21 protein-coding genes are annotated in these 21,437 nt (G+C 61.3%); 13 read left to right on the top strand and 8 right to left on the bottom strand.

What is annotated here, in order from left to right; translation table 11 throughout:
- Position 1: 1 nt before the first annotated feature.
- The 12 genes from nuoI (at position 2) to E4Z66_RS05280 (ending at position 11,527) form a co-directional block, all read left to right on the top strand.
- The gene (nuoI, locus tag E4Z66_RS05335) at positions 2-496 is read left to right on the top strand and encodes an NADH-quinone oxidoreductase subunit NuoI (RefSeq protein ID WP_136461902.1); all 495 of its coding nucleotides are present in this window, start codon (positions 2-4) and stop codon (positions 494-496) included.
- Positions 493-894, top strand: a complete 402-nt coding sequence (locus tag E4Z66_RS05330; RefSeq protein ID WP_136461901.1) for a carboxymuconolactone decarboxylase family protein — start codon at positions 493-495, stop codon at positions 892-894. The genes nuoI and E4Z66_RS05330 overlap by 4 nt, the downstream gene beginning before the upstream one ends.
- A gap of 52 nt (positions 895-946) precedes the next feature.
- The gene (locus E4Z66_RS05325) at positions 947-1,840 is read left to right on the top strand and encodes a hypothetical protein (protein WP_211097109.1); all 894 of its coding nucleotides are present in this window, start codon (positions 947-949) and stop codon (positions 1,838-1,840) included.
- A 43-nt stretch (positions 1,841-1,883) separates the two neighbouring features.
- Complete coding sequence (locus tag E4Z66_RS05320; RefSeq protein ID WP_136461899.1) at positions 1,884-2,489, top strand: NADH-quinone oxidoreductase subunit J; 606 nt, start codon at positions 1,884-1,886, stop codon at positions 2,487-2,489.
- Between the two features lie 3 nt (positions 2,490-2,492).
- Positions 2,493-2,708 carry a hypothetical protein gene (locus tag E4Z66_RS05315; RefSeq protein WP_136461898.1) on the top strand — a complete coding sequence of 72 codons (216 nt, stop codon included), beginning with the start codon at positions 2,493-2,495 and terminating at the stop codon, positions 2,706-2,708.
- Between the two features lie 115 nt (positions 2,709-2,823).
- Entirely contained in the window at positions 2,824-3,129 is a 306-nt protein-coding gene (gene nuoK, locus E4Z66_RS05310; RefSeq protein WP_136461897.1) for an NADH-quinone oxidoreductase subunit NuoK, read from the top strand.
- Between the two features lie 6 nt (positions 3,130-3,135).
- On the top strand, positions 3,136-5,289 hold the full coding sequence (nuoL, locus tag E4Z66_RS05305) for an NADH-quinone oxidoreductase subunit L (protein ID WP_136461896.1): 2,154 nt from the start codon (positions 3,136-3,138) through the stop codon (positions 5,287-5,289).
- Positions 5,289-6,833 carry an NADH-quinone oxidoreductase subunit M gene (locus tag E4Z66_RS05300; protein ID WP_136461895.1) on the top strand — a complete coding sequence of 515 codons (1,545 nt, stop codon included), beginning with the start codon at positions 5,289-5,291 and terminating at the stop codon, positions 6,831-6,833. Before nuoL ends, E4Z66_RS05300 begins: the two co-directional genes overlap by 1 nt.
- Positions 6,834-6,845: 12 nt before the next feature.
- Positions 6,846-8,288, top strand: coding sequence for an NADH-quinone oxidoreductase subunit NuoN (gene nuoN / locus E4Z66_RS05295; RefSeq protein ID WP_136461894.1), 1,443 nt, complete (start codon positions 6,846-6,848; stop codon positions 8,286-8,288).
- Positions 8,289-8,318: 30 nt separating this feature from the next.
- Entirely contained in the window at positions 8,319-9,074 is a 756-nt protein-coding gene (locus tag E4Z66_RS05290; RefSeq protein ID WP_136461893.1) for a biotin--[acetyl-CoA-carboxylase] ligase, read from the top strand.
- 12 nt (positions 9,075-9,086) lie between these two features.
- The gene (locus E4Z66_RS05285; protein ID WP_136461892.1) at positions 9,087-9,860 is read left to right on the top strand and encodes a type III pantothenate kinase; all 774 of its coding nucleotides are present in this window, start codon (positions 9,087-9,089) and stop codon (positions 9,858-9,860) included.
- Positions 9,857-11,527, top strand: a complete 1,671-nt coding sequence (locus tag E4Z66_RS05280; RefSeq protein WP_136461891.1) for a ribonuclease J — start codon at positions 9,857-9,859, stop codon at positions 11,525-11,527. The genes E4Z66_RS05285 and E4Z66_RS05280 overlap by 4 nt, the downstream gene beginning before the upstream one ends.
- A gap of 119 nt (positions 11,528-11,646) precedes the next feature.
- Here E4Z66_RS05280 and E4Z66_RS05275 read toward each other — a convergent pair whose 3' ends face one another.
- From E4Z66_RS05275 to E4Z66_RS05240, 8 genes are all read right to left on the bottom strand, one after another.
- Positions 11,647-13,065 (bottom strand): DEAD/DEAH box helicase, encoded by a 1,419-nt coding sequence (locus tag E4Z66_RS05275; RefSeq protein ID WP_136461890.1) that lies wholly within the window; start codon positions 13,063-13,065, stop codon positions 11,647-11,649.
- A 107-nt stretch (positions 13,066-13,172) separates the two neighbouring features.
- Positions 13,173-14,147: a glycosyltransferase family 2 protein gene (locus E4Z66_RS05270; RefSeq protein ID WP_136461889.1), complete on the bottom strand. Its 975-nt coding sequence runs from the start codon at positions 14,145-14,147 to the stop codon at positions 13,173-13,175.
- Between the two features lie 62 nt (positions 14,148-14,209).
- On the bottom strand, positions 14,210-14,665 hold the full coding sequence (locus E4Z66_RS05265) for an invasion associated locus B family protein (protein ID WP_136461888.1): 456 nt from the start codon (positions 14,663-14,665) through the stop codon (positions 14,210-14,212).
- Between the two features lie 75 nt (positions 14,666-14,740).
- Complete coding sequence (locus tag E4Z66_RS05260; protein ID WP_136461887.1) at positions 14,741-15,766, bottom strand: VPLPA-CTERM sorting domain-containing protein; 1,026 nt, start codon at positions 15,764-15,766, stop codon at positions 14,741-14,743.
- 286 nt (positions 15,767-16,052) lie between these two features.
- On the bottom strand, positions 16,053-17,660 hold the full coding sequence (locus E4Z66_RS05255) for a peptide chain release factor 3 (protein WP_136461886.1): 1,608 nt from the start codon (positions 17,658-17,660) through the stop codon (positions 16,053-16,055).
- A gap of 133 nt (positions 17,661-17,793) precedes the next feature.
- The gene (locus E4Z66_RS05250) at positions 17,794-18,345 is read right to left on the bottom strand and encodes a hypothetical protein (RefSeq protein WP_136461885.1); all 552 of its coding nucleotides are present in this window, start codon (positions 18,343-18,345) and stop codon (positions 17,794-17,796) included.
- A gap of 58 nt (positions 18,346-18,403) precedes the next feature.
- The gene (locus E4Z66_RS05245; protein WP_136461884.1) at positions 18,404-19,249 is read right to left on the bottom strand and encodes a universal stress protein; all 846 of its coding nucleotides are present in this window, start codon (positions 19,247-19,249) and stop codon (positions 18,404-18,406) included.
- Between the two features lie 150 nt (positions 19,250-19,399).
- On the bottom strand, positions 19,400-20,395 hold the full coding sequence (locus E4Z66_RS05240) for a Hint domain-containing protein (protein ID WP_136461883.1): 996 nt from the start codon (positions 20,393-20,395) through the stop codon (positions 19,400-19,402).
- Positions 20,396-20,540: 145 nt separating this feature from the next.
- On the opposite strand from E4Z66_RS05240, the gene E4Z66_RS05235 reads away from it, so the two are divergent.
- A complete protein-coding gene (locus E4Z66_RS05235; RefSeq protein WP_136461882.1) occupies positions 20,541-21,320 on the top strand; it encodes an SDR family oxidoreductase in 780 nt (259 codons plus the stop codon).
- Positions 21,321-21,437 lie beyond the last annotated feature (117 nt).

Raw genomic sequence — 21,437 nt, 5'->3', positions numbered from 1 at the left:
AATGACGCAGATCGATTATTCACGCGCTGCCAAATACTTTCTGCTTCAGGATTTCTGGGCGGGGATGAAGCTGGGCCTGAAATACTTCTTCGCGCCCAAGACCACGCTGAACTACCCGCATGAGAAGGGGCCGCTCAGCCCGCGCTTTCGTGGCGAACATGCGCTGCGCCGCTATCCCAATGGCGAAGAGCGCTGCATTGCCTGCAAGCTGTGTGAAGCGATCTGCCCGGCGCAGGCGATCACCATTGACGCCGAACCGCGCGAGGATGGCTCGCGCCGGACCACGCGCTATGACATTGACATGACCAAGTGCATCTATTGCGGGTTCTGTCAGGAAGCCTGCCCGGTCGACGCGATTGTCGAAGGGCCGAATTTCGAATTCTCCACCGAGACCCGCGAAGAGCTGTTCTATGACAAGGACAAGCTGTTGGCGAATGGGGACCGCTGGGAGGCCGAGATTGCCCGCAACCTTGAACTGGATGCGCCCTACAGATGAGCAGTAAATCCCCCTTCGAGCTGATGATGGAACAGGCGCAGGCGATGGCGAAGTCCTTCCCGGCGATGGAAGCCTTTTCGCCCAAAGGGTTCGACAAGCTCTGGCCCACGATGCCAAAGGAACTCATGGAAGCATGGTTCGGCAACGCGGTGAACGAGAACGGTTTGGACGCCAAGACTCGGCTGATGCTGACGCTGGCGGGGATGACCATGCAAGGCGCGCAGAACGAAATCGGGCTGCGTCAGACGGTGCGCCATCTGGTGGAGCTTGAAGCGACCGATCAGCAGGTCTACGAGGCGATCGGCATGATGAGCATGTTCGCGGGGCTGCCTGCCTCGACACGCGCGATGGAGATTGCGCGGGACGTGTTGGAAGACGGAAAGGACACCGAGGAATGAGCGACGAGCTTCAGCGCCGTTCCATCGCCGTGCGAAAGGCGTCGTTGCTGACGTGACGGGCGTGGCCGGGCATAACGGGGCGAAAGCCACCTATCTGCCAGTGCGTTCTGGCAAGAGCTCTCCGGCTTTGGGGACGTTGTGGCTGGGCGATAGCTTGCCGCGGATGGAGTTGCTTTGCCTCCTCAGCATGGTCGCGCATCGCTGGGACATCACGGTCTTTTCCTATGCGCCGATCAAGAACCTTCCTGAAGGCGTCGCGTGGCGCGATGCCCGCGATATCTGTGAGGTCAACCTCGCGGATGAGGCGCTGTGCGGCGCGCGGGTCATCAAGCCGGCGATGTTTGCGGATATCTTCCGGCTCCACATGATCGAACAGGAAGGGCTTGTCTGGGTCGATAGCGATCTTCTGGTCGTCAAGGACGCCTTCCCACAGGTCGGCGGGTTGCTTTTCGGGAACATGCCGGGCGACCATGTGAACAACGCGGTGTTCTATGCGGATGCCTATCATCCGCTGTTGCAGGCCTATTTGGAGGCCGTCAGCGAAGAATATCCGACGCCGAAACCCTATTTCCGCGATGTGCGCAATGCCGAGCTTCGTCTGCGGGCGCAGATGGATGACCCGGTGCACCGCAACACGTTCGAGCCGAAATATTACAGTGGCCCATGGCCTCTGCGGCATATGTTGGACGCGATGAATTACCGTCATCTGGGCCTGAGCCCAGAGGTGTTCTATCCGATTTCCTACAACAACCGAAAGTATCTGTGGCGGTCCAACAGCTTCGTCGAGTCTTGCCTGTCACCGCAAACCGTCGCCGTGCACCTTTGGGGCAGCTTCATGCGCCCGTGGTTCGAAAACCAACAGGCTGGGGCGGATACGTTTTTCGCACATCAGATCAAGAAACTGGATGCAGCCGGGCCGGTCCCGGTGCGGGCAGGTGTGTCATGACCTGCCCATATAGCGGCGCCGCCGGCGCGCGAGAGGAGAGATAATGGCACATGCTTTTGCCTTTTACCTGTTCGCCATTTGCGTGATCGCAGGAGGGCTGTTCACTGTCATCAGCCGTAACCCGGTGCATTCGGTGCTGTGGCTGATCCTGGCGTTCCTGTCATCGGCGGGGCTCTTCGTGCTGCTTGGGGCGGAATTCGTCGCGATGCTGCTGGTGATCGTCTATGTCGGCGCGGTGGCCGTTCTGTTCCTGTTCGTCGTGATGATGCTGGATGTGGATTTCGCCGAGCTGAAGGCCGAGATGGCCCGATATATGCCGCTGGCCTTGTTGATCGGCGTTGTGATTTTGATGCAATTCGCCATGGCCTTTGGCGCGTGGGAAGCCAATGCCGCTGCCGAGGGGCTGCGCGCGAACCCGGTGCCGGACGATCTGCACAACACGCAGGCGCTTGGGATGATCCTGTACGATCAGTATTTCCTTTTGTTCCAGCTGTCCGGTCTGATCCTGCTGGTGGCGATGGTCGGGGCGATCGTGCTGACGCTGCGCCACCGCGCGGATGTCAAACGCCAGAACGTGCTGGCGCAGATGTACCGCGATCCGGCAACGGCGATGGAACTGAAAGACGTCAAACCGGGGCAGGGGCTGTAAAGAATGGCGGAGCTTTGGGCCTTTCTGTTTTCGCCGGCAGGCATCGCGGCATATGCCGGGTTCTGGGCGTTCAAGCTGATGGCGGGCGCGTGGATTATTCGCCAGTCGCTGCGCGTGCTGCCAGAGACCGCACGGGCGCGGGTCGAATACCGGCTGTCGCGCCTCAAGGCGATGTCGCCGCGCCGCCCGAGCTTTCGCAGATCAAGGCAGGGGCTCTGATGGATTGCAAAGTGACCACCCCAGCGCCCGCCGTTTTCCGGTTGCGGAAAACGGTCCGGAAAACGCGCACGTTTTCCGCGCCCACCCGAAGGACTTATGAGGATCGAGGTTCCAGATGATCGGACTTGAACATTATCTCACCGTCGCGGCGACACTGTTCGTCATTGGCATCTTCGGGCTGTTCCTGAACCGCAAGAACGTCATCATCCTGCTCATGAGCATCGAACTCATGCTGCTGTCGGTGAATATCAACCTTGTCGCGTTCTCTTCGTATCTGGGGGATCTCGTGGGGCAGGTCTTTACGCTCTTCGTGCTGACCGTCGCCGCGGCCGAGGCCGCGATCGGACTTGCGATCCTCGTCTGTTTCTTCCGCAACCGTGGCACCATCGACGTCGAAGACGTCAACGTGATGAAAGGCTGACCTGATATGGAGACGCTCATTCTCTTCGCCCCGCTGGTTGGCGCGATCATTTGCGGGTTCGGCTGGAAATTCATTGGCGAACGTGCCGCGCTTTGGATCGCTACGGGGCTGCTCTTCGTCGCGGCGTTCTTCTCGTGGATCGTGTTCCTGAGCTTCGATGGCGTGACGCAGCAGATCACCATTCTGCGCTTCATCGAAAGCGGAACATTGTCGACCGAATGGGCCATCCGCCTTGACCGCCTGACGGCGATCATGCTGATCGTCGTGACCACGGTGTCGAGCCTCGTTCACCTGTATTCCTTCGGCTACATGGCGCATGACCCCCAGTTCGAGGGGGAGACATACAAGCCGCGTTTCTTCGCCTATCTGTCCTTCTTCACCTTCGCGATGCTGATGCTGGTGACCTCGGACAATCTGGTGCAGATGTTCTTTGGCTGGGAAGGCGTGGGCGTTGCCTCCTATCTGCTGATCGGTTTCTATTATCGCAAACCGTCGGCCAATGCGGCGGCGATGAAAGCCTTCGTGGTCAACCGTGTCGGCGATTTCGGCTTTGCGCTTGGCATTTTCGGCCTGTTCTTTCTGGTCGACAGCATCAACTTCAATGACGTCTTCGCCGCCGCGCCGACGCTGGCGGAAACGCAGGTCAGCTTCCTGTGGACAGAGTGGAACGCGGCCAATCTGATTGCCTTCCTGCTGTTCATTGGCGCGATGGGCAAATCGGCCCAGTTGTTCCTGCACACATGGCTGCCCGACGCGATGGAAGGTCCGACACCGGTGTCGGCACTCATTCACGCCGCGACCATGGTGACGGCGGGGGTCTTCCTCGTCTGCCGCATGTCGCCGCTGATGGAATTCGCCCCCGAGGCGATGGCCTTCGTGACCATTATCGGTGCGATCACAGCCTTCTTCGCGGCAACGGTGGGGCTGGTCCAGACAGACATCAAGCGCGTCATTGCCTATTCGACCTGTTCGCAGCTTGGCTATATGTTCGTGGCGGCGGGTGTCGGCATGTATTCGGCCGCGATGTTCCACCTGTTCACACACGCGTTCTTCAAGGCGATGCTGTTCCTTGGCGCCGGTTCGGTCATCCATGCGATGCATCACGAGCAGGACATGATGAACTATGGCGGCCTGCGCAAGAAGATCCCCTATACCTATTGGGCGATGATGATCGGCACGCTGGCCATCACCGGGGTCGGAATTCCGCTGACCACAATCGGTTTCGCCGGGTTCCTGTCCAAGGATGCGATCATCGAAAGCGCCTATGCAGGCGGTTCGCTTTTCGGCTTCTGGTCCCTGGTGATCGCCGCGGCGATGACCAGCTTCTATAGCTGGCGGCTGATCTTCCTGACATTCTTCGGCGAGGCACGTGGCGACAAGCACACTCATGAGCACGCCCATGAAAGCCCGATGGTCATGCTGATCCCGCTGGGCGTTCTGGCGCTTGGCTCGGTTCTGGCGGGGATGATCTGGTACAACAGCTTCTTCGGGCACGCGGATCAGGTCGGCAAGTTCTACGGCATCCCGGTTGCAGAGGCCGGTGCGCATGACGACGCGAAGGCCGATGGTCACGACGACGCCCATGGCGCGGATCATGACGCGGATACCCATGCCGCGCATGAGGCCGACGGCACGGCAGAGGCGCATCACGGCGATGAGGAAATGGCCCATGGCGGCGATCATCACTATGCGTTCACCGGCCAACCGGGCGAGGGCGCGCTGTATTTCGCGCCGGACAACCACGTATTGGACGACGCCCATGCGGCACCGAAATGGGTGAAAACCTCGCCCTTCATCGCGATGCTGCTGGGGCTGGGTCTTGCCTATCTCTTCTATATCGTGAACCCGTCGCTGCCCGGTCGCTTGGCCGAAAACCAGCGCCCGCTGTACCTGTTCCTCAAGAACAAATGGTATTTCGACGAGATTTACGACGTGATCTTCGTCAAGCCAGCCTTAGCCATTGGCCGCTTCCTCTGGAAGAACGGCGACAGCGCCACGATTGACGGGACGATCAATGGGGTGTCCATGGGCATCATTCCGTTCTTCACCCGCCTCGCGGGCCGGGCGCAGAACGGCTACATCTTTACCTATGCCTTCGCGATGGTGATCGGCATGGCGCTTCTGATTACTTGGATGACGCTCAGCGGAGGAGCGGAGTAATGGACAACCTGCTTTCCATCACCCTTGCCATCCCGGCACTGGCCGCCATCATTCTTGCCCTGTTCCTGCGGGGCGAGGACGAGGCCGCGCAGCGCAATGCAAAATGGCTGGCGCTGATTGCCACCAGCGCGACCTTCCTGATCTCGCTGTTCATCCTCTTTGGATTTGACCGCAACGACACGGGCTTTCAGTTCGTCGAAGAGGGCGCTTGGATCCTTGGCCTGAAATACAAACTGGGCGTGGACGGGATCAGCGTGCTGTTCGTGATGCTCACCACCTTCATGATGCCGCTGACCATTCTGGCCAGCTGGGATGTGAAGGTGCGCGTCAAGGAATACATGATCGCCTTCCTGATGCTGGAAACGCTGATGATCGGCGTGTTCGTCGCGCTGGACATGGTGCTGTTCTACCTCTTCTTCGAGGCAGGGCTGATCCCGATGTTCCTGATCATCGGGATCTGGGGCGGGGCGAACCGGATTTATGCCTCGTTCAAGTTCTTCCTCTACACCTTCCTTGGCTCGGTTCTGATGCTGGTCGCGATGGTGGCGATGTATGTGGATGCCGGTACAACCGATATCGAGGCGCTGCTGAAACACTCCTTCGAGTTCAGCGATTTCAGCGTGCTTGGCGTGCAGGTCGTCGGCGGGATGCAAACGCTGATGTTCCTTGCCTTCTTTGCCAGCTTCGCGGTGAAAATGCCGATGTGGCCGGTGCATACATGGCTGCCGGATGCACACGTGCAAGCGCCCACGGCGGGTTCCGTGGTGCTGGCCGCGATCCTGTTGAAGATGGGCGGCTATGGCTTCCTGCGGTTCAGCCTGCCGATGTTCCCCGTCGGGGCCGATGTCATGACGCCGCTGGTGCTGTGGATGTCCGCGATTGCGGTGGTCTACACATCGCTGGTCGCGCTGGTGCAGGAGGATATGAAGAAGCTGATCGCCTATTCCTCTGTCGCGCATATGGGCTTTGTCACGATGGGTATTTTTGCCGCGAACCAGCAGGGGATCGACGGCGCGATTTTCCAGATGATCAGCCATGGCTTCATCTCGGGCGCGCTCTTCCTGTGTGTCGGCGTGGTCTATGACCGGATGCACACGCGCGAGATCGACGCCTATGGCGGGCTGGTCAACCGGATGCCGGCTTATGCGCTGGTCTTCATGCTCTTTACGATGGCCAATGTCGGGCTGCCTGGAACCTCTGGCTTCGTGGGCGAATTCCTGACATTGATGGCGGCCTTCCAGGTCAACACATGGGTTGCGGCGGTGGCGGCGACCGGGGTGATCTTCTCGGCGGCCTATGCGCTGTGGCTGTACCGCCGGGTGGTGTTCGGGGATCTGATCAAGGAAAGCCTGAAGACGATTTCGGACATGACCGCACGTGAACGCTGGATTTTCGCGCCGCTGGTGGTGATGACCCTGTGGCTGGGCATCTATCCGGCGCTGGCGCTGGATGTGATCGGCCCGTCGGTCGAAGCCTTGGTATCGAATTATGACACGGCGCTTGCCGCGGCAGAGGCCGCGACGCAAGTGGCCGAGACTCAATAAGGGGACGGGCGAATGAGCGCGGATCTGAACATCATCCTACCCGAGATCATTCTGGCGGTCTTCGCGATGCTGGGGCTTGTCGGAGCGGTCTATACCGGCAAGGACAAGGTGGCGTCGCTGCTGCTGTGGATGACGGTGGCGGTCATGCTGGCCGTAGCGCTGTGGATCGGGATGACCCGCGAGGGAGGGCATCTCGCCTTTGGCGGGCTGTTCATCGACGATGCGTTCTCGCGCTATGCCAAGGTGGTTCTGCTGGTCTCTGGCGCGGCGGTTCTGCTGATGAGCGAAGGCTACATGACCCGCAAGGGGCTGCTGCGGTTCGAGTATCCGATGCTGGTGGCGCTGGCCTCTGTCGGGATGATGGTGATGGTCTCTGCCGGCGACCTGATGACGCTGTATATGGGGCTGGAGCTGCAATCGCTGGCGCTTTACGTCGTGGCCTCGCTGCGCCGGGATAGCCTGCGTTCGACCGAGGCAGGGTTGAAATACTTCATTCTTGGCGCGCTGTCGTCGGGCCTTTTGCTGTATGGTGCGTCGCTGGTCTATGGCTATGCGGGGACGACGCAATTTGGCGGCATCATCCAGACAGCCGTGCATGGCGAGGTGTCGATCGGTCTTCTCTTTGGCCTTGTCTTCCTGATCGCGGGTCTTGCCTTCAAGGTGTCTGCGGTGCCGTTCCACATGTGGACGCCGGACGTCTACGAAGGCTCGCCCACGCCGGTCACCGCCTTCTTTGCGACGGCGCCCAAAGTCGCGGCGATGGGGCTGTTTGCCCGTGTGATGCATGATGCTTTCGGGCAGGCTGTCGCGGATTGGAGCCAAGTCATCGCGCTGCTGTCTGTCGCTTCCATGTTCCTTGGCGCGATCGCGGCGATCGGGCAAACGAATATCAAGCGGCTGATGGCGTATTCCTCTATCGCGCATATGGGATATGCGATGATCGGTCTGGCGGCGGGCACCGCGCTGGGTGTGCAGGCCATGCTGATCTATATGGCGGTCTATGTGACGATGAATGTCGGCACCTTCGCCTTTATCCTGATGATGGAAAAGGACGGCCAACCCGTCACCGATATCGGGGCGCTGAACCTTTACGCCAAACGCGAACCGGCCAAGGCTTGGGCGCTTCTGTTCCTGCTGTTCTCGCTGGCCGGTGTGCCGCCCTTCCTTGGCTTCTTTGCCAAGCTGGGCGTCTGGATCGCGGCGATTGACGCGGGCATGGTCTGGCTGGTGGTGGCGTCTGCTGTCGCCTCGGCCATCGGGGCCTATTACTACCTGCGCATCGTCTATTTCATGTTCTTCGGCGAAGACCGGGGGGATACCCTGGATGTCGGAAAATCGACACCGGTTCTGTGGGGTCTTTTGATGGCCAGCGCGGCGGTGATGATCCTTGGCATCGTGAATCTGTTCGGGATCGAGGGCGCGGCGAACGCGGCAGCACTGTCGCTTGTCAACTGACATGACCCCGCGAAGGATGCGCGTGACAGGATGACCCAGCAGGACTGGCCTGTGGGCTATGGTCGCCGTGTGTTGGCCGAAGTGGACAGCACGTTGGACGAAGCGCGCCGCATCGCGAACAGCCTTGCGGGGCCGGAGTGGATACTCGCCCTGCACCAGACAGCGGCCCGTGGCCGCCGCGGGCGCGCATGGCACAACCCCAAGGGTAACTTCGCGGCAACGCTTGTACTTCGCCCGGACGCGCCGCCGCAACAGGCGGCGCTGCGGTCCTTCGTGGCGGCGCTGGCGCTGTTCGATGCGGTTGTTGCGGTAACGGGGCGCGCGTCCGGTCTGTCTTTGAAATGGCCCAACGATGTCTTGCTGAACGGCGGCAAACTGGCGGGTATCCTGCTGGAGAGCGTCGGGAACGGCACCGGCGTCAACCATCTGTCGATCGGGATCGGCGTCAACCTTGCCGAAGCCCCCTCTGCCGCGCAGGTCGAGGAAGGTGCGGTACGGCCCGTGTCACTTCTGTCCGAAACTGGCATCGCCGTCACGCCAGAGGATTTCCTGAACGCACTCGCCGCCGCCTATGCCCGGCATGAGCACAGCTTTGCCACGCAAGGTTTTGCACCGATCCGCCGGCTTTGGCTGGACCGGGCGGCCCGCCGGGGGGAGGTGATCACCGCCCGCACCGGCACCAGCGAACAGCAGGGCCGCTTCGTGGACGTGGACAATGACGGTCAGCTTGTTCTAGAGACCGCCAATGGTCGCGTGGCGATCCCCGCTGCCGATATCTACTTCTAGGGAGGGACCGCCATGTTGTTGGCGATTGATTGCGGAAATACCAATACGGTGTTCTCGATCTGGGACGGCGAAACATTCCTGTGCACCTTGCGCACATCGACCCACCATGCGCGCACGGCGGATGCCTATTTCACATGGTATTCGACGCTTGTTGCGCATTACGGGATCAAGGCGCAGATCACCGATGTGGTGATCAGTTCAACGGTGCCGCGCGTGGTGTGGAACCTGCGCGTCTTTGCCGACCGGTTCTTCAACTGCCGCCCGCTGGTCGTGGGCAAGCCGGAATGCGCGCTGCCCGTGCCGCCACGTGTGGATGCGGGAACGGCAATCGGGCCGGACCGTCTGGCCAATGTCGCCGGTGCCTTTGACCGGCATGGCGGCGATGCGGTCGTGGTGGATTTCGGCACGGCAACGAATTTCGATGTGGTGGCGGAGGATGGCGCCTATGTGGGCGGTGTGATCGCTCCGGGCGTGAACCTGTCCCTCGAAGCGCTGCACCAAGGGGCCGCCGCGCTGCCGCATGTGGACATCACCCAGCCCGACAAGGTGATCGGCACCAATACGGTGGGCTGCATCCAATCGGGCGTGTTCTGGGGCTATGTCGGGCTGATCCGCGGCATTATCGGGCAAATCAAGGCGGAGTATGGCCGACCGATGAAGGTTATCGGCACCGGAGGGCTTGCGCCTTTGTTCGCTTCGGGGGAGATGCTCTTTGATACAATTGAAGACGATCTGACAATGCACGGGCTGACCGTGATCTACGATTATAACAAGGATAAGGCATGAGCCAGAAACGCGTGATCTACCTGCCCCTCGGTGGGGCGGGTGAAATCGGGATGAACTGTTACGTCTACGGATATGGTCCGGCAGGCAAGGAGCGGCTCATCGTCGTTGATCTTGGCGTGACCTTCCCGAACATGGAAACCTCTCCCGGGGTCAATCTGATCCTGCCCGATATCGCGTGGCTGGAAGAGCGGGCCGACCAGATCGAGGCGATTTTCATCACCCACGCGCATGAAGACCATGTGGGCGCGCTGCCCCATTGCTGGCCGCGTCTTGGGGCCAAGGTTTATACCCGCGCCTTCACCGGCAATATCGCACGGCGCAAGATGGCCGATAACGGTCTGCCCGAAGACGTGGTTGAGACTGTTTCGGCATGGCCGCAGCAGGTTGAGGCCGGGCCGTTCCGCGTGGGCTTCGTGCCGATCAGTCACTCGATCCCCGAAAGCTCTGCGCTGGTGATCGACACGCCCGAGGGGCGGATCGTGCATTCGGGCGATTTCAAGCTGGATGCGACCCCGGTGGTGGGGGAGCCGTTCGACGAAGAGATGTGGGCGGAGATCGGAAAATCCGGTGTCATGGCCCTGGCCTGTGACAGTACGAACGTCATGTCGCGCAGCCCGGGCCGGTCCGAGATCACCGTCGGGCCAGAGATCGAAGCGCTGGTCGCCGGGGCCAAGGGCATGGTGGTGGCGACGACATTTGCCTCCAACGTGGCGCGGGTCAAGACGCTGGCGGATGCGGGGGAACGGGCAGGGCGGTCGATCTGCCTTCTGGGCCGGGCGATGCGGCGCATGGTCGAAGCCTCCATCGAAACGGGGGTTCTGACCAAGTTCCCCAAAGTCATCAGCCCCGAAGATGCGCGGCAGATCCCGCGTGAGAACCTGATGATCCTAGCCACAGGCAGTCAGGGCGAGCGCCGCGCCGCCTCTGCGCAACTGTCGCGGGGCAAGTATAACGGCATCCTGATGAAGGAAGGCGATACGTTCCTGTTCTCGTCTAAGACCATCCCGGGCAATGAACGGGAGGTGCTGCGCATCGTCAACCAGTTCTCCGAAATGGGGGTGGATGTGGTCGATGAAAGCTCTGGCGGGCATTACCATGTGTCCGGCCATGCCAACCGGCCCGACCTTGAGCGGCTGCACGAGATCGTCAATCCGCGCTCCGTCATTCCGATGCATGGCGAACACCGGCATCTGCGTGAACATTCCCGCTTGGCGATGGCCAAGGGCTATCGCAGCGCGCTGGCCGTGAATGGCACGATGCTTCAGATCGGGCCGGATATGCTGGACGTGGCCGAATACGTCGAAACCGGACGCACTTACCTGGACGGGACGGTGCAGATCGGCGCGATGGACGGGGTGGTGCGGGATCGTATCCGCATGGCGCTGAACGGTCATGTGGCGGTGTCGGTCCTGATCGATGAAGAGAACGAACCCCTGGGTGAGCCGTGGTGTGAGCTGATGGGCCTGCCAGAGATTGGCCGGTCCAAGGCGCCGCTGCTGGACGTGCTGGAAGAGGATCTGTCGCAGTTTCTTGGCCGTGCCTCGCCCGCCACGCTGTCCGACGATGACAAGCTGGAGGACGAGCTGCGCCGCATAACGCGCAGCACGGCGCAAGATGAAATCGGCCGGAAGCCGGAAGTCACGGTGATCGTCAGCCGCCTCAGCTAAGCGCGGACAATCGGACCAACGAAAAACGCAGGCCAGATCACTGGCCTGCGTTTTCATTTCTAGCATCCGCCGACGGGGGCAGGCGATGGTCTTTGCCGGAACCGGCAGCGCTGCGGGGGTTAGCCCGCTTTACGCTCCTCAAAGCTCATCGCGATGAAGCCGGGCAGGTGATCGCCCAGACCGACGACCTTGTTCTTGTCATCGCGGCGGCTGCGGTCACGGCTGCGCCCGCTCTCCTGTTTTTCACCGCGCGGCTCATTGCGTTGCGGCTGCGGTGTCGGCTCTTTGGGCTTGGGCTCGCTCCGGCGGCTGCGCGTGCTGCGCTTTTCCTGCGGTGCTGACTCTTTGGCCGCCTCATTATCTTCCTTGGGCGCAGGGGCGTCCTTGGTTTTCAGCGGGTTGTCCAGACGAGGGATTTCCTTCTGGATGAGCTTTTCGACCGCATCGAAAGCCTTCTCATCGCGCGGCGAACACAGGGTAATCGCCTTGCCCTCACGCCCGGCGCGACCGGTACGGCCAATGCGGTGCACGTAGTCTTCGGGATGGCCCGGCACGTCGAAGTTGAACACATGGCTCACCGCCGGAATGTCCAGCCCGCGCGCCGCCACATCGGACGCCACCAGCAGGCGGAGGTTCCCGTCGCGGAACCCTTCCAGCGTTTTGGTCCGTTGCGACTGGTCCAGATCGCCATGGATCGCCGCCGCATCATACCCGTATTTTTTCAACGACTTGGCGCAGATATCCACATCGGTCTTCCGGTTGCAGAAGATGATCGCGTTGGAGCATTTCTCCCCCTCGCCATCGATCAGCATGCGCAGAAGTTTGCGTTTCTCAGAGGCTTCCCGGTCCTTGCGCGAGGCGCGGAACATCACAACACCCTGTTCGATCGTCTCGGAGGCCGTGGCCTGACGCGCGACTTCAACCCGTTCGGGGTTGGACAGGAAGGTGTTGGTGATCCGCTCAATCTCTGGCGCCATGGTGGCGGAGAAGAACAGCGTCTGCCTGGTGAAGGGGGTCAGGCCGAAAATGCGTTCGATATCGGGGATGAACCCCATGTCGAGCATCCGGTCGGCTTCGTCCACGACCATGACTTTCACATCCGACAGGATCAGTTTGCCCCGTTCGAAATGGTCCAGAAGGCGGCCCGGCGTGGCGATCAACACGTCAACGCCCTTGTCGATGATCGCCTCTTGTTCCTTGAAGCTGACGCCGCCGATCAAAAGGGCACGTGTCAGTTTGAGGTACTTGGAATAGGTGTCGAAATTCTCGGCCACCTGTGCGGCAAGTTCGCGTGTCGGGCACAGCACGAGGCTGCGCGGCATACGGGCGCGCGCACGGCCACGGGCCAGAAGCGACAGCATCGGCAGGGTGAAGCTGGCGGTTTTGCCGGTTCCGGTCTGGGCAATCCCCAGCACATCGCGCCCGTCCAGCGCGGCGGGGATGGCCCCGGCCTGAATGGGGGTGGGACTTTCGTACCCGGCTTCTTCAATCGCCTTGAGAACCTTCGGGTTCAGATTAAGGTCAGAAAACTTTGTCATTATGTCCGTCTATCGGGTGCGGACACATCTGCTTTGGCCCGCCAACTAGCAATGCGCCACCCGTATGGCAGCGCTTGGGTGGGTCATATCAGGCGCGGTGCTCAGGGTCAAATTTTGCTTGAGAATATGGCGGTTACAGCCTCTTCCAGTTGTAAATCGGCACGGTGCAGCAATCCGTGACGCTCCAGCTCCTCCAAAAGCGCCGGGTGGGCAGTGCAAACCTGATCGTAGAACTGGCGCAGACCGTCCTCGCCCGAGTCGATTTCGATCTGGCTCAAGAGTTCGTGCAAGGTGACGCCGCCCTGTTCGCGTGGCCGGTTTGGCGCAAGTTCCGCCCTGTAGGATCCGCGCGTCAGACGGAACCGGTAAGCATGTAAGAACGCGTCGCAATTCGGGGCGTGCATGTGGGCCAGTCGCATCTGGGCGATCTCGGTCATGGCGGGGTTGCGCACCTGCCCCTGAAAGACGTTGTGAATGCGCAGGCGAATATTGCGCGCACCGGTCCGAACAAAGAGCTTTCCGGCGGTGTGGCTGAGCAGTCCGCCTTGCAGCAAGTCCGCCCAATCGGGGTAGAGGTCTTGCAAGATACGGTCCCGATCCGGGCCGCGCGGGACACTGCTTTTGAACAGGCCCGGCGCGCCGGCCAAGGGCTCCATCGGGCGCAGGCGCAGGCAGAATTGCTCTGCCGCCACAGTGCCAAGCATATCTGCGATGGGGGCGGGTGCGGTGATGAACTCATCCACGTCGATATGCGCGATCCAGTCGAGCCTGCGGCCAGACTGCCTATAGGCCCATGTGGCGTTAAGCGTTTGCCGCTGCTGATGTTTCTCCGGCCGTTTGCCTGTCAGGTCGCGCCAGTGCTGGGCGTCGCAACGCTGTAGGGTGATGCGCGGATGCGCGGCCACCGGGGCGGGCACGTCGCCGTTCGGGTCGTCCAGGCAAAGAGTGATATGCGCCGCCCCGGCGCGAAGGTGATAGGCGCAGAACTCCGCGATCCGCGCGGGCGGCGCCTTCACCGTGGTGACGATACCCCATCGCGGCGACGGGGCAGGTGGCAAATCGGGCGGGGTGGGCGTGACCATATCCCGACGATGCTGACCTGCGCGCGCGGGTCAAGCCCTGCCGGGCAGGTGCGTGGCAGTGATTACTGGTCGAACGCGCCCAGCATCCCATCCACAGGCATCACGATGGAGACCGGGTTCGCCGAGCCATAGGCGAAAAAGCGGACAGAGATTTCGTCAGCCCCTTCGACCTTTTCCAGTTCCTCGGGGGTGAATACGCGCTGTGCGCGGCACCCGTCGGGGAAACAAACTTCAAAGGGCAGGTCCAAGGCGGTTCCGTCCAGATCGAAGCGCACACCAGGTTCCAGCAGGATACCAAGAGGCAGGGCGACACCCAGGCGGATTGCGCCAGAGTCGATCTGTTTGACGGCAAAGAATGTCGCCACGCGCTTGCCATCCTCTGCGCGGTTCAACTCCCGCGCCATCGTGCATTTCGTATCATCGCATTTCGGGATCCAACCGCCAGATTGTTCTTGCGCGGCAGAGAGGGTCGGGAATGTGGCCAATGACAGAAGGCCTGCGACGAAGAGTTTACGCATGACGATGTCCTTGCTTGCGGGCAAAAGAAAACGGGCGCCCGAGGACGCCCGTTGTAGACTATTTCAAACTGCGGGTCACGCGGTCTTGCGTTTCCGCATCGCGCCGATTGCGCCCAGACCTGCCAGCAGCAGAACGGAGCTTGCCGGCAGCGGAACCGCGCTCGGGTTCGGTGTGGTCGGCGGAATGATCACAGTGCCGCCAACGCCGGAGAAGGCGAAGATGAAGGTGGGCGTGAGATCACCGTTCACGTCGCTGAACCCGTCTTGGTCAGCATCGTCACCGGACCAACCGAAGGAGAACAGCTCTGCGCCAACAGCGCCGAGTGCCGCTTCAGCTGCGTCCAGGTTCTCTGCACCACCGTAGAAGATGGAGAAAGAGTAACTGTCGCCACCAGCGATGGACCCGAAGTCAAAGTCGAACACCGCGCCGTGATCGTCAGGACCACATGCGGTGAAGTCGACGGTTTCGCCACAGCTTAGCAGATCGGAACCTGCAATCGGGGACGACAGGATGTCGCCGCCGATGAAACCGTCATCGGAGGAGGCTGCAAGCAACGATGTTGTGCTGGTGCCGCCGATTGTGACGAACTCGTTAAACGGGGTCGGCGATGCGTCCCAGTCCATTTCACGGCGGTACATCACATCGTTCACTGCGGTTGTGCCGCGGTTTTCGATCGTGACGACAACTTCCATCAGGTCGTCCGAAGCGGACAGTTGGAAGTCGTGCGTGACGAAAACGTCAGATCCGCTCAACTGGACAACCGATTGAGCGGTGGTCGCTGTGGATGTGAAGCTGACGCTGGACAGGCCAGCAACGCCGTCGGCGTTGTCGGCATAGCCTGCGGTGGTGCCGTCGATGGCAATACCCCAGCCTTCGCACAGGCAGCCGTGCGAAGTGCCTTCATATTCGACGCCGGTATCGGCAATCCAACGTACGCCGACTACTGTTTCGCCGGCGACATCTGCGTTGCCGCCGCTCACATTGAGTTGACCCAGATCATCGATGCCGAGCGACACGTTCCCGTCTGAGATGATTGTGGCGGCATGCGAGACCGCCGGAAAAGCTGCAATGACTGATGCAGCAGCAAGTTTACGGAGCATTGTAAGCGCCCTTCCTCTCGTTAACGACTAAGTCGGGGAGTGAACCACCGACATGCCAAAAAAGGGCCGATCCCCCGACCCGGTACTAAAGCGCTTAACAAACCCGTAACCAAAAAGAAATCTATAAACTTTATCTTATCGTGAGAATTGGTGCTTATTTGTCAATAAGTTTCTAAAAGATAGGCGGATTGTCTCTGATTGGGAAAATTCCCCACACGTCAGGCGGGAAATGTGGTTTCGGTGCGGCGCGCAGGTGCTCAAAATTGGCGCAGGCCGCAGCTGAGTCTCAGGTCATCATTTCTTTGGTCGCGGTCAGCGTGATGTCCGGGTAATCCCGCGCAATCCGGTCGATATCCCATTGCAGGCGCGTCAGGTACACGACGTCGCCATCATGGTCATAGCTGATATGCTGCTTGTTGGCGTCGATGAAGGCGTCGAGGGCCTGTTTCGCCCCCGAGGCCCAGCGGGCGGAGGTGAATTGCGAGGCCTCGAACCGGACGGGAAGGCCGTATTCCAGTTCGATCCGGCTGGCGAGCACTTCGAACTGAAGCGCGCCGACAACGCCGACGATAAAGCCAGAGCCGATCATCGGTTTGAACACCTTGGCCGCGCCTTCTTCGGCGAATTGCATCAACGCCTTTTCGAGGTGCTTGGCCTTCATCGGATCGCCCGCGCGCACGCCTTGCAGCAATTCCGGCGCGAACGAAGGGATACCCTTGACGCGCAGGGCTTCACCTTCGGTGAGGGTGTCGCCGATGCGCAATTGTCCATGGTTTGGGATGCCGATGATGTCGCCCGCCCAGGCCTCTTCGGCCAGTTCCCGGTCAGAGGCGAGGAACAGCACCGGGTTCGACACGGCCATGGGTTTCTTGGTGCGCACATGGTTCAGTTTCATGCCGCGTTTGAAGTGCCCGGACGCCATGCGCACAAAGGCCACCCGGTCACGGTGTTTGGGGTCCATATTGGCCTGCACTTTGAACACAAAGCCCGACACCTTGGTTTCGTCCGGCGCAATCTGACGCGGTTCGGCCGATTGGGGTTGCGGCTCCGGCCCGTAGGCACCGATACCGTCCATGAGTTCCTTCACACCGAACGAGTTGATCGCAGAGCCGAACCAGATCGGGGTCATGGTCCCTTCCAGCACCGCCTTGGGGTCCAGCTTGGGCAGCAATTCGCGCGCCATTTCAAGCTCTTCGCGCAGTTGAGCCAGCTGGTGTTCCGGCACATGTTCGGCCAGCTTGGGATCGTCCAGCCCGTCGATTTCGATGGCATCGGCAACACGGTTCCGGTCGGCCCGGTCCATCAGTTCCAGCCGGTCGCGCAGAATGTCATAGCAGCCGATGAAATCGCGGCCCTGACCGATGGGCCAGCTTGCCGGGGTCACGTCAATGGCAAGGTTTTCCTGAATTTCGTCAATGATTTCGAAGGTGTCGCGGCTTTCCCTGTCCATCTTGTTACAGAAGGTCAGGATCGGCAGATCGCGCAGACGGCACACTTCGAAGAGTTTCTGAGTCTGGCTTTCGACCCCCTTGGCCCCGTCAATCACCATCACCGCGGCGTCCACCGCCGTCAGCGTGCGGTAGGTGTCTTCCGAAAAGTCCGAGTGGCCGGGCGTGTCGACGAGGTTGAAGCGCAAGTTCTTGTAGTCAAACGACATTGCCGATGCAGAGACAGAGATGCCCCGGTCTTTTTCCATCTGCATGAAGTCGGACCGCGTGCGGCGCGCTTCGCCTTTGGCACGGACCTGGCCCGCCATTTGGATCGCTCCGCCGAAAAGCAGAAACTTCTCGGTCAGCGTGGTCTTGCCCGCATCCGGGTGCGAGATAATCGCAAAGGTGCGACGACGCGCGATTTCGGGCGGCAATTCGGGGCGATTTGAGGCGGAATCCAACATGGCTGTGATTTAGGCGAGCGCCGCGCAAAGGGCAATCTGTTAACGCAGCTTACCGCGCGCGGGCAGGGGGGAATTGGCCCGAATTGACGCGAAATTGTGGTGCGATCGCCCGTTGTGAGCCTTCAGGGCCGCATCAGGGGGCGGGTTTGGCCTGCGTCAGGGTCAGGAAACTGTCGGTCTTGCTGGTCCATGCCTTGAGAACCAGTCGATCCGAGCCATTGGTCAGCAGGATGTCCTGGCGCATATCCTGCCCGGCGGTGTCAAAGCCTGCGGCCTTGGTGTGGGCCAGTGCAAAGCGGCCAAGCGCATTTTGCTGGCTGGGCAGACCGACCCGCAGGGCGCAGGCGCGTTCGGGTTCAGCCGTTACGCCCATGACCAAAGCGACTGGCTTGCGCGCATCGGGGTGCTGGACCTTTTGCTTGTATTGCAGGCTTCGATCCGTGTGCGCGATATTGTATCCGGCCACGGCAAAGCCCTCGCTGCTTGGCGAACGCCCCTTTGTCACGAAGGTCAGGCATTGGGCGAAAAGCGGGCTGACCCGGCTGTCCAGCGCCTGCGCAAGGCCGATGGGGGCGGGCTGCGGGACGGGTTCGATCCCGGCACCACTACGAGAAGCCAGCGGCGCGGAAGCGTCACAGGCGCCTAGACTCAAGGCGAGAGCCAGCAGAAGCGGCGGGCGGTACACGGGTAGAACTGCTCTTTTTGTCGTTTTGACGCCAAACTGTTCTGCCCGCGTCGCCGGGTCAAGCCCTTGCGATCAGAACGTCGCAGGGAGGGTTGCGCATAAGATCCAGTGCCAGCGAGCCAAGATAGGACCGTGCCGCCCCAACACGCCCATGCGCCCCGGCGGTGATCAGATCGTATTGACCGCCCTGTGTCAGATCCGCCACGAAACTCATCGGCGGGCTTTGCGCCATATGGGTGTCAGGGGTCAGTTGCGCGGGCAGGTCCGTCCGTTCGCGCCAAGCGGCATCCTCGGCCTTCGCGTCTTCCTGAAAGGCCACTTGCAGGTCCATCTGCACCGCGCCGGTGGTATCAAGCGCCCCGGCATAGGGGATGTTGATCGCATGAGCCGCAGTAATCCTGGCCGACGGGGCAAGTGCCGCGCCCATGTGCAGCGCCGCTGTAGACACCGCGCCGTAATCCAGCAGCGATAGGATGCCGGTATAGGGTCCGGTCACGGGTTCGCGGGCCAGAAGCACGGGCGCGGCGGTCCGGCGCACGATGCGCTGCATGGTGGTCTCGCGGAGGCTGTCGAGGAAGGGGCGCGGGCGATGCGGCCCCATGACAAGCAAGCTGGTTTCTTCGGGCACAGCGGCTTTCAGGATTTCCTCTGTCGGGTCGCCGGGCTGAACGCTGACCGTATAGGGGCGGCCATCGGCACAGCGGGCGCAGATCGCCTCAAGCTGGGCGTTGGCCTTGTCGTGCAGCGGTGCAAGAAGGTCTTCGGGCAGGGCATCGTCGAGGACCAGCAGCGCTTCGACGGGCAGGCCCAGTTCTGCGCCCAGTTGGAAGGCGCGTTCGACCGCGCGGTCTGAGCGCGCCGACATATCCGTGGCGACGAGTATTCTGGAGAGCGGGTGTGACATGCAATTCTCCTGTCTTTGCCAGACAAGAGTGGCCTGCTTTGCGGGGCGTCACCTTGACGTGAATCAATCCGCTGTCGCCGTGTCGGGGGCGGCCAATCTGCACGCGTTCCAATCGTCAGGGAACGGCCAGTGGCGGATTGAGCGCCCTGGTTAGCGGCTGGAGGCCAGGCGCAGCAATTCGGCCGCATCGGGCCGGTCCAGAAGACCTTCGTTCACATCCAGACGGGCCATGCGGTTGCCGGGCGTGCTGGACATGCGGCTGGACAGTTCGATCGGCACTGCGGGGGCGGTGCGCAGGTCCACAAGGAAGCTTTCCGCGGCGATACCTTCGGCAAAAATGATCTGGTGATCGTCGAAAAGCAGTTGGAAATAATCGATATATCCGCCCTCCATCACCACGACGCTGTCGCCATTGACGAGGTGCCGCGCCTTGACCAGCAGTTCAGAGCGCCCGGCGCCGATGCGGTCTTCGCGTTGGTAGATGAACAGGCGGTGGTCGGGCGACACGATCAGGTCGCGGTCGTTGTTGAGGGTTCCGGCCTTGATGCGGATCGGGGCGAATTGGCCTGTGGCGCGCAGCGTGTTCTGGCCGATCCAGCGGATTTCCTGCGCGCCCGCATCGCGGGTCAGCACCTTGTCACCGGGTTGCAGGTCTTCGATCGGGCGTTGCAGCCCGCTGGACAGGGTGATCTGCGTCCCGCGCGAGAACGACACGCAGGCGATCCGGGCCAGCATTTCGCGCGCGTCGGAAATATCGATCCCGACCAGCGCGTAATCCATTTTGGGGCTTATCGGGGCGAGGGGCAGCAAATAGCTGGCGGCGACATAGTCGTTCCCATCCAGTTCGACCATCACGATGGCATCGGTGGTCTCCCCGTCTTCCGACATCAGCGTCAGCGCGCAATCAAGGCAGACACGCGCGCCGATCTGACCGGCCTCACTGCCTTCCGCGATTCGAAAATGGCCGCCTTCGCTGGTCAGCGACATGCGCGGGCGCAGGGCGGTTTCCGACAGCTGGTAGATATCGTCCAGCACCAAGTCGTCCGCAAAGGACAGTCCATCGCCCAAATTCGCCCCTCTAACGACTTTGAAGGCGCGACCATCGATCACCGCGAGGCTTTGAAGGGGGGCACTGTGTGGGGACATGGATACTATACTCGAACAACTCGTTCCTGTTTCCAGCATCAGACCATAGGAATATGTCATCAATCGGTCAACGGTCCGGCGTTTTGCTGGCAATTGTTCAAGCCTTGGGGCAGTGTGCGCCGAAATTGACTTGAGGAGGTCGGATATGGATTTGGGTATCGCAGGAAAACGGGCGCTGGTCTGCGCGTCATCCAAGGGGCTTGGTCTGGGCTGCGCGACGGCGTTGGCCGAGGCCGGGGTGGACCTTGTCATGAATGCACGCGGCGCGGAAGCCCTTGAAACGGCTGCGGAAAACCTGCGCGCGGCGTATGGGGTCAAGATCGACACTGTGGCCGCGGATGTCACGACCGAAGACGGGCGCGGCGCGCTGTTGGAGGCTGCGGCAGGTGTCGACATCCTGGTCACCAATGCGGGTGGTCCGCCGCCGGGCATGTGGACGGATTGGGACCGGGAGGACTTCATCAAAGCGCTCGATGCGAACATGCTGACGCCGATCTCGCTGATCAAGGCGCTGGTGCCAGGCATGATGGAGGCCGGATGGGGCCGGGTGGTCAATATCACCTCGCAATCGGTGAAGGCACCGATCCCGGTGCTGGGTCTGTCCAACGCGGCGCGGGCGGGTCTGACAGGCTATGTGGCGGGCACGGCGCGGCAAGTGGCAAGCAAGGGCGTGACGATCAACAACCTGCTGCCGGGTATCCATGCGACGGACCGGGCAGTGGCGCTGGATACGGGCGCGGCGCAGCAGGCCGGTATTTCCATCGAAGAGCAGAAAAAGCAGCGCGCGGCGTCGATTCCCGCAGGGCGCTATGGCACGGCGGCAGAATTCGGTGCGGCCTGCGCCTTCCTGTGCTCACAACATTCCGGGTTTATCATCGGCCAGAACATCCTGCTGGATGGTGGCGCGACGAACCTGTCGATGTAAGACAGCCCATCGGTTCGGCCCCCTCACCGGGGCCGGGCCCAGCCCCGGCGGCGCGCCGCACAGCGGTTGCAGCGGCGGGGCGGGGCTGATAGGGGCAAAGCGTTTTGGTCGGGAATG

Source organism: Aliishimia ponticola, assembly GCF_004803475.1.
In the GTDB taxonomy this organism is placed as follows: Bacteria; Pseudomonadota; Alphaproteobacteria; order Rhodobacterales; family Rhodobacteraceae; genus Aliishimia; species Aliishimia ponticola.
Note: the sequence above shows the minus strand (reverse complement) of the source record. Positions and strands in the feature narration are given on the sequence as shown.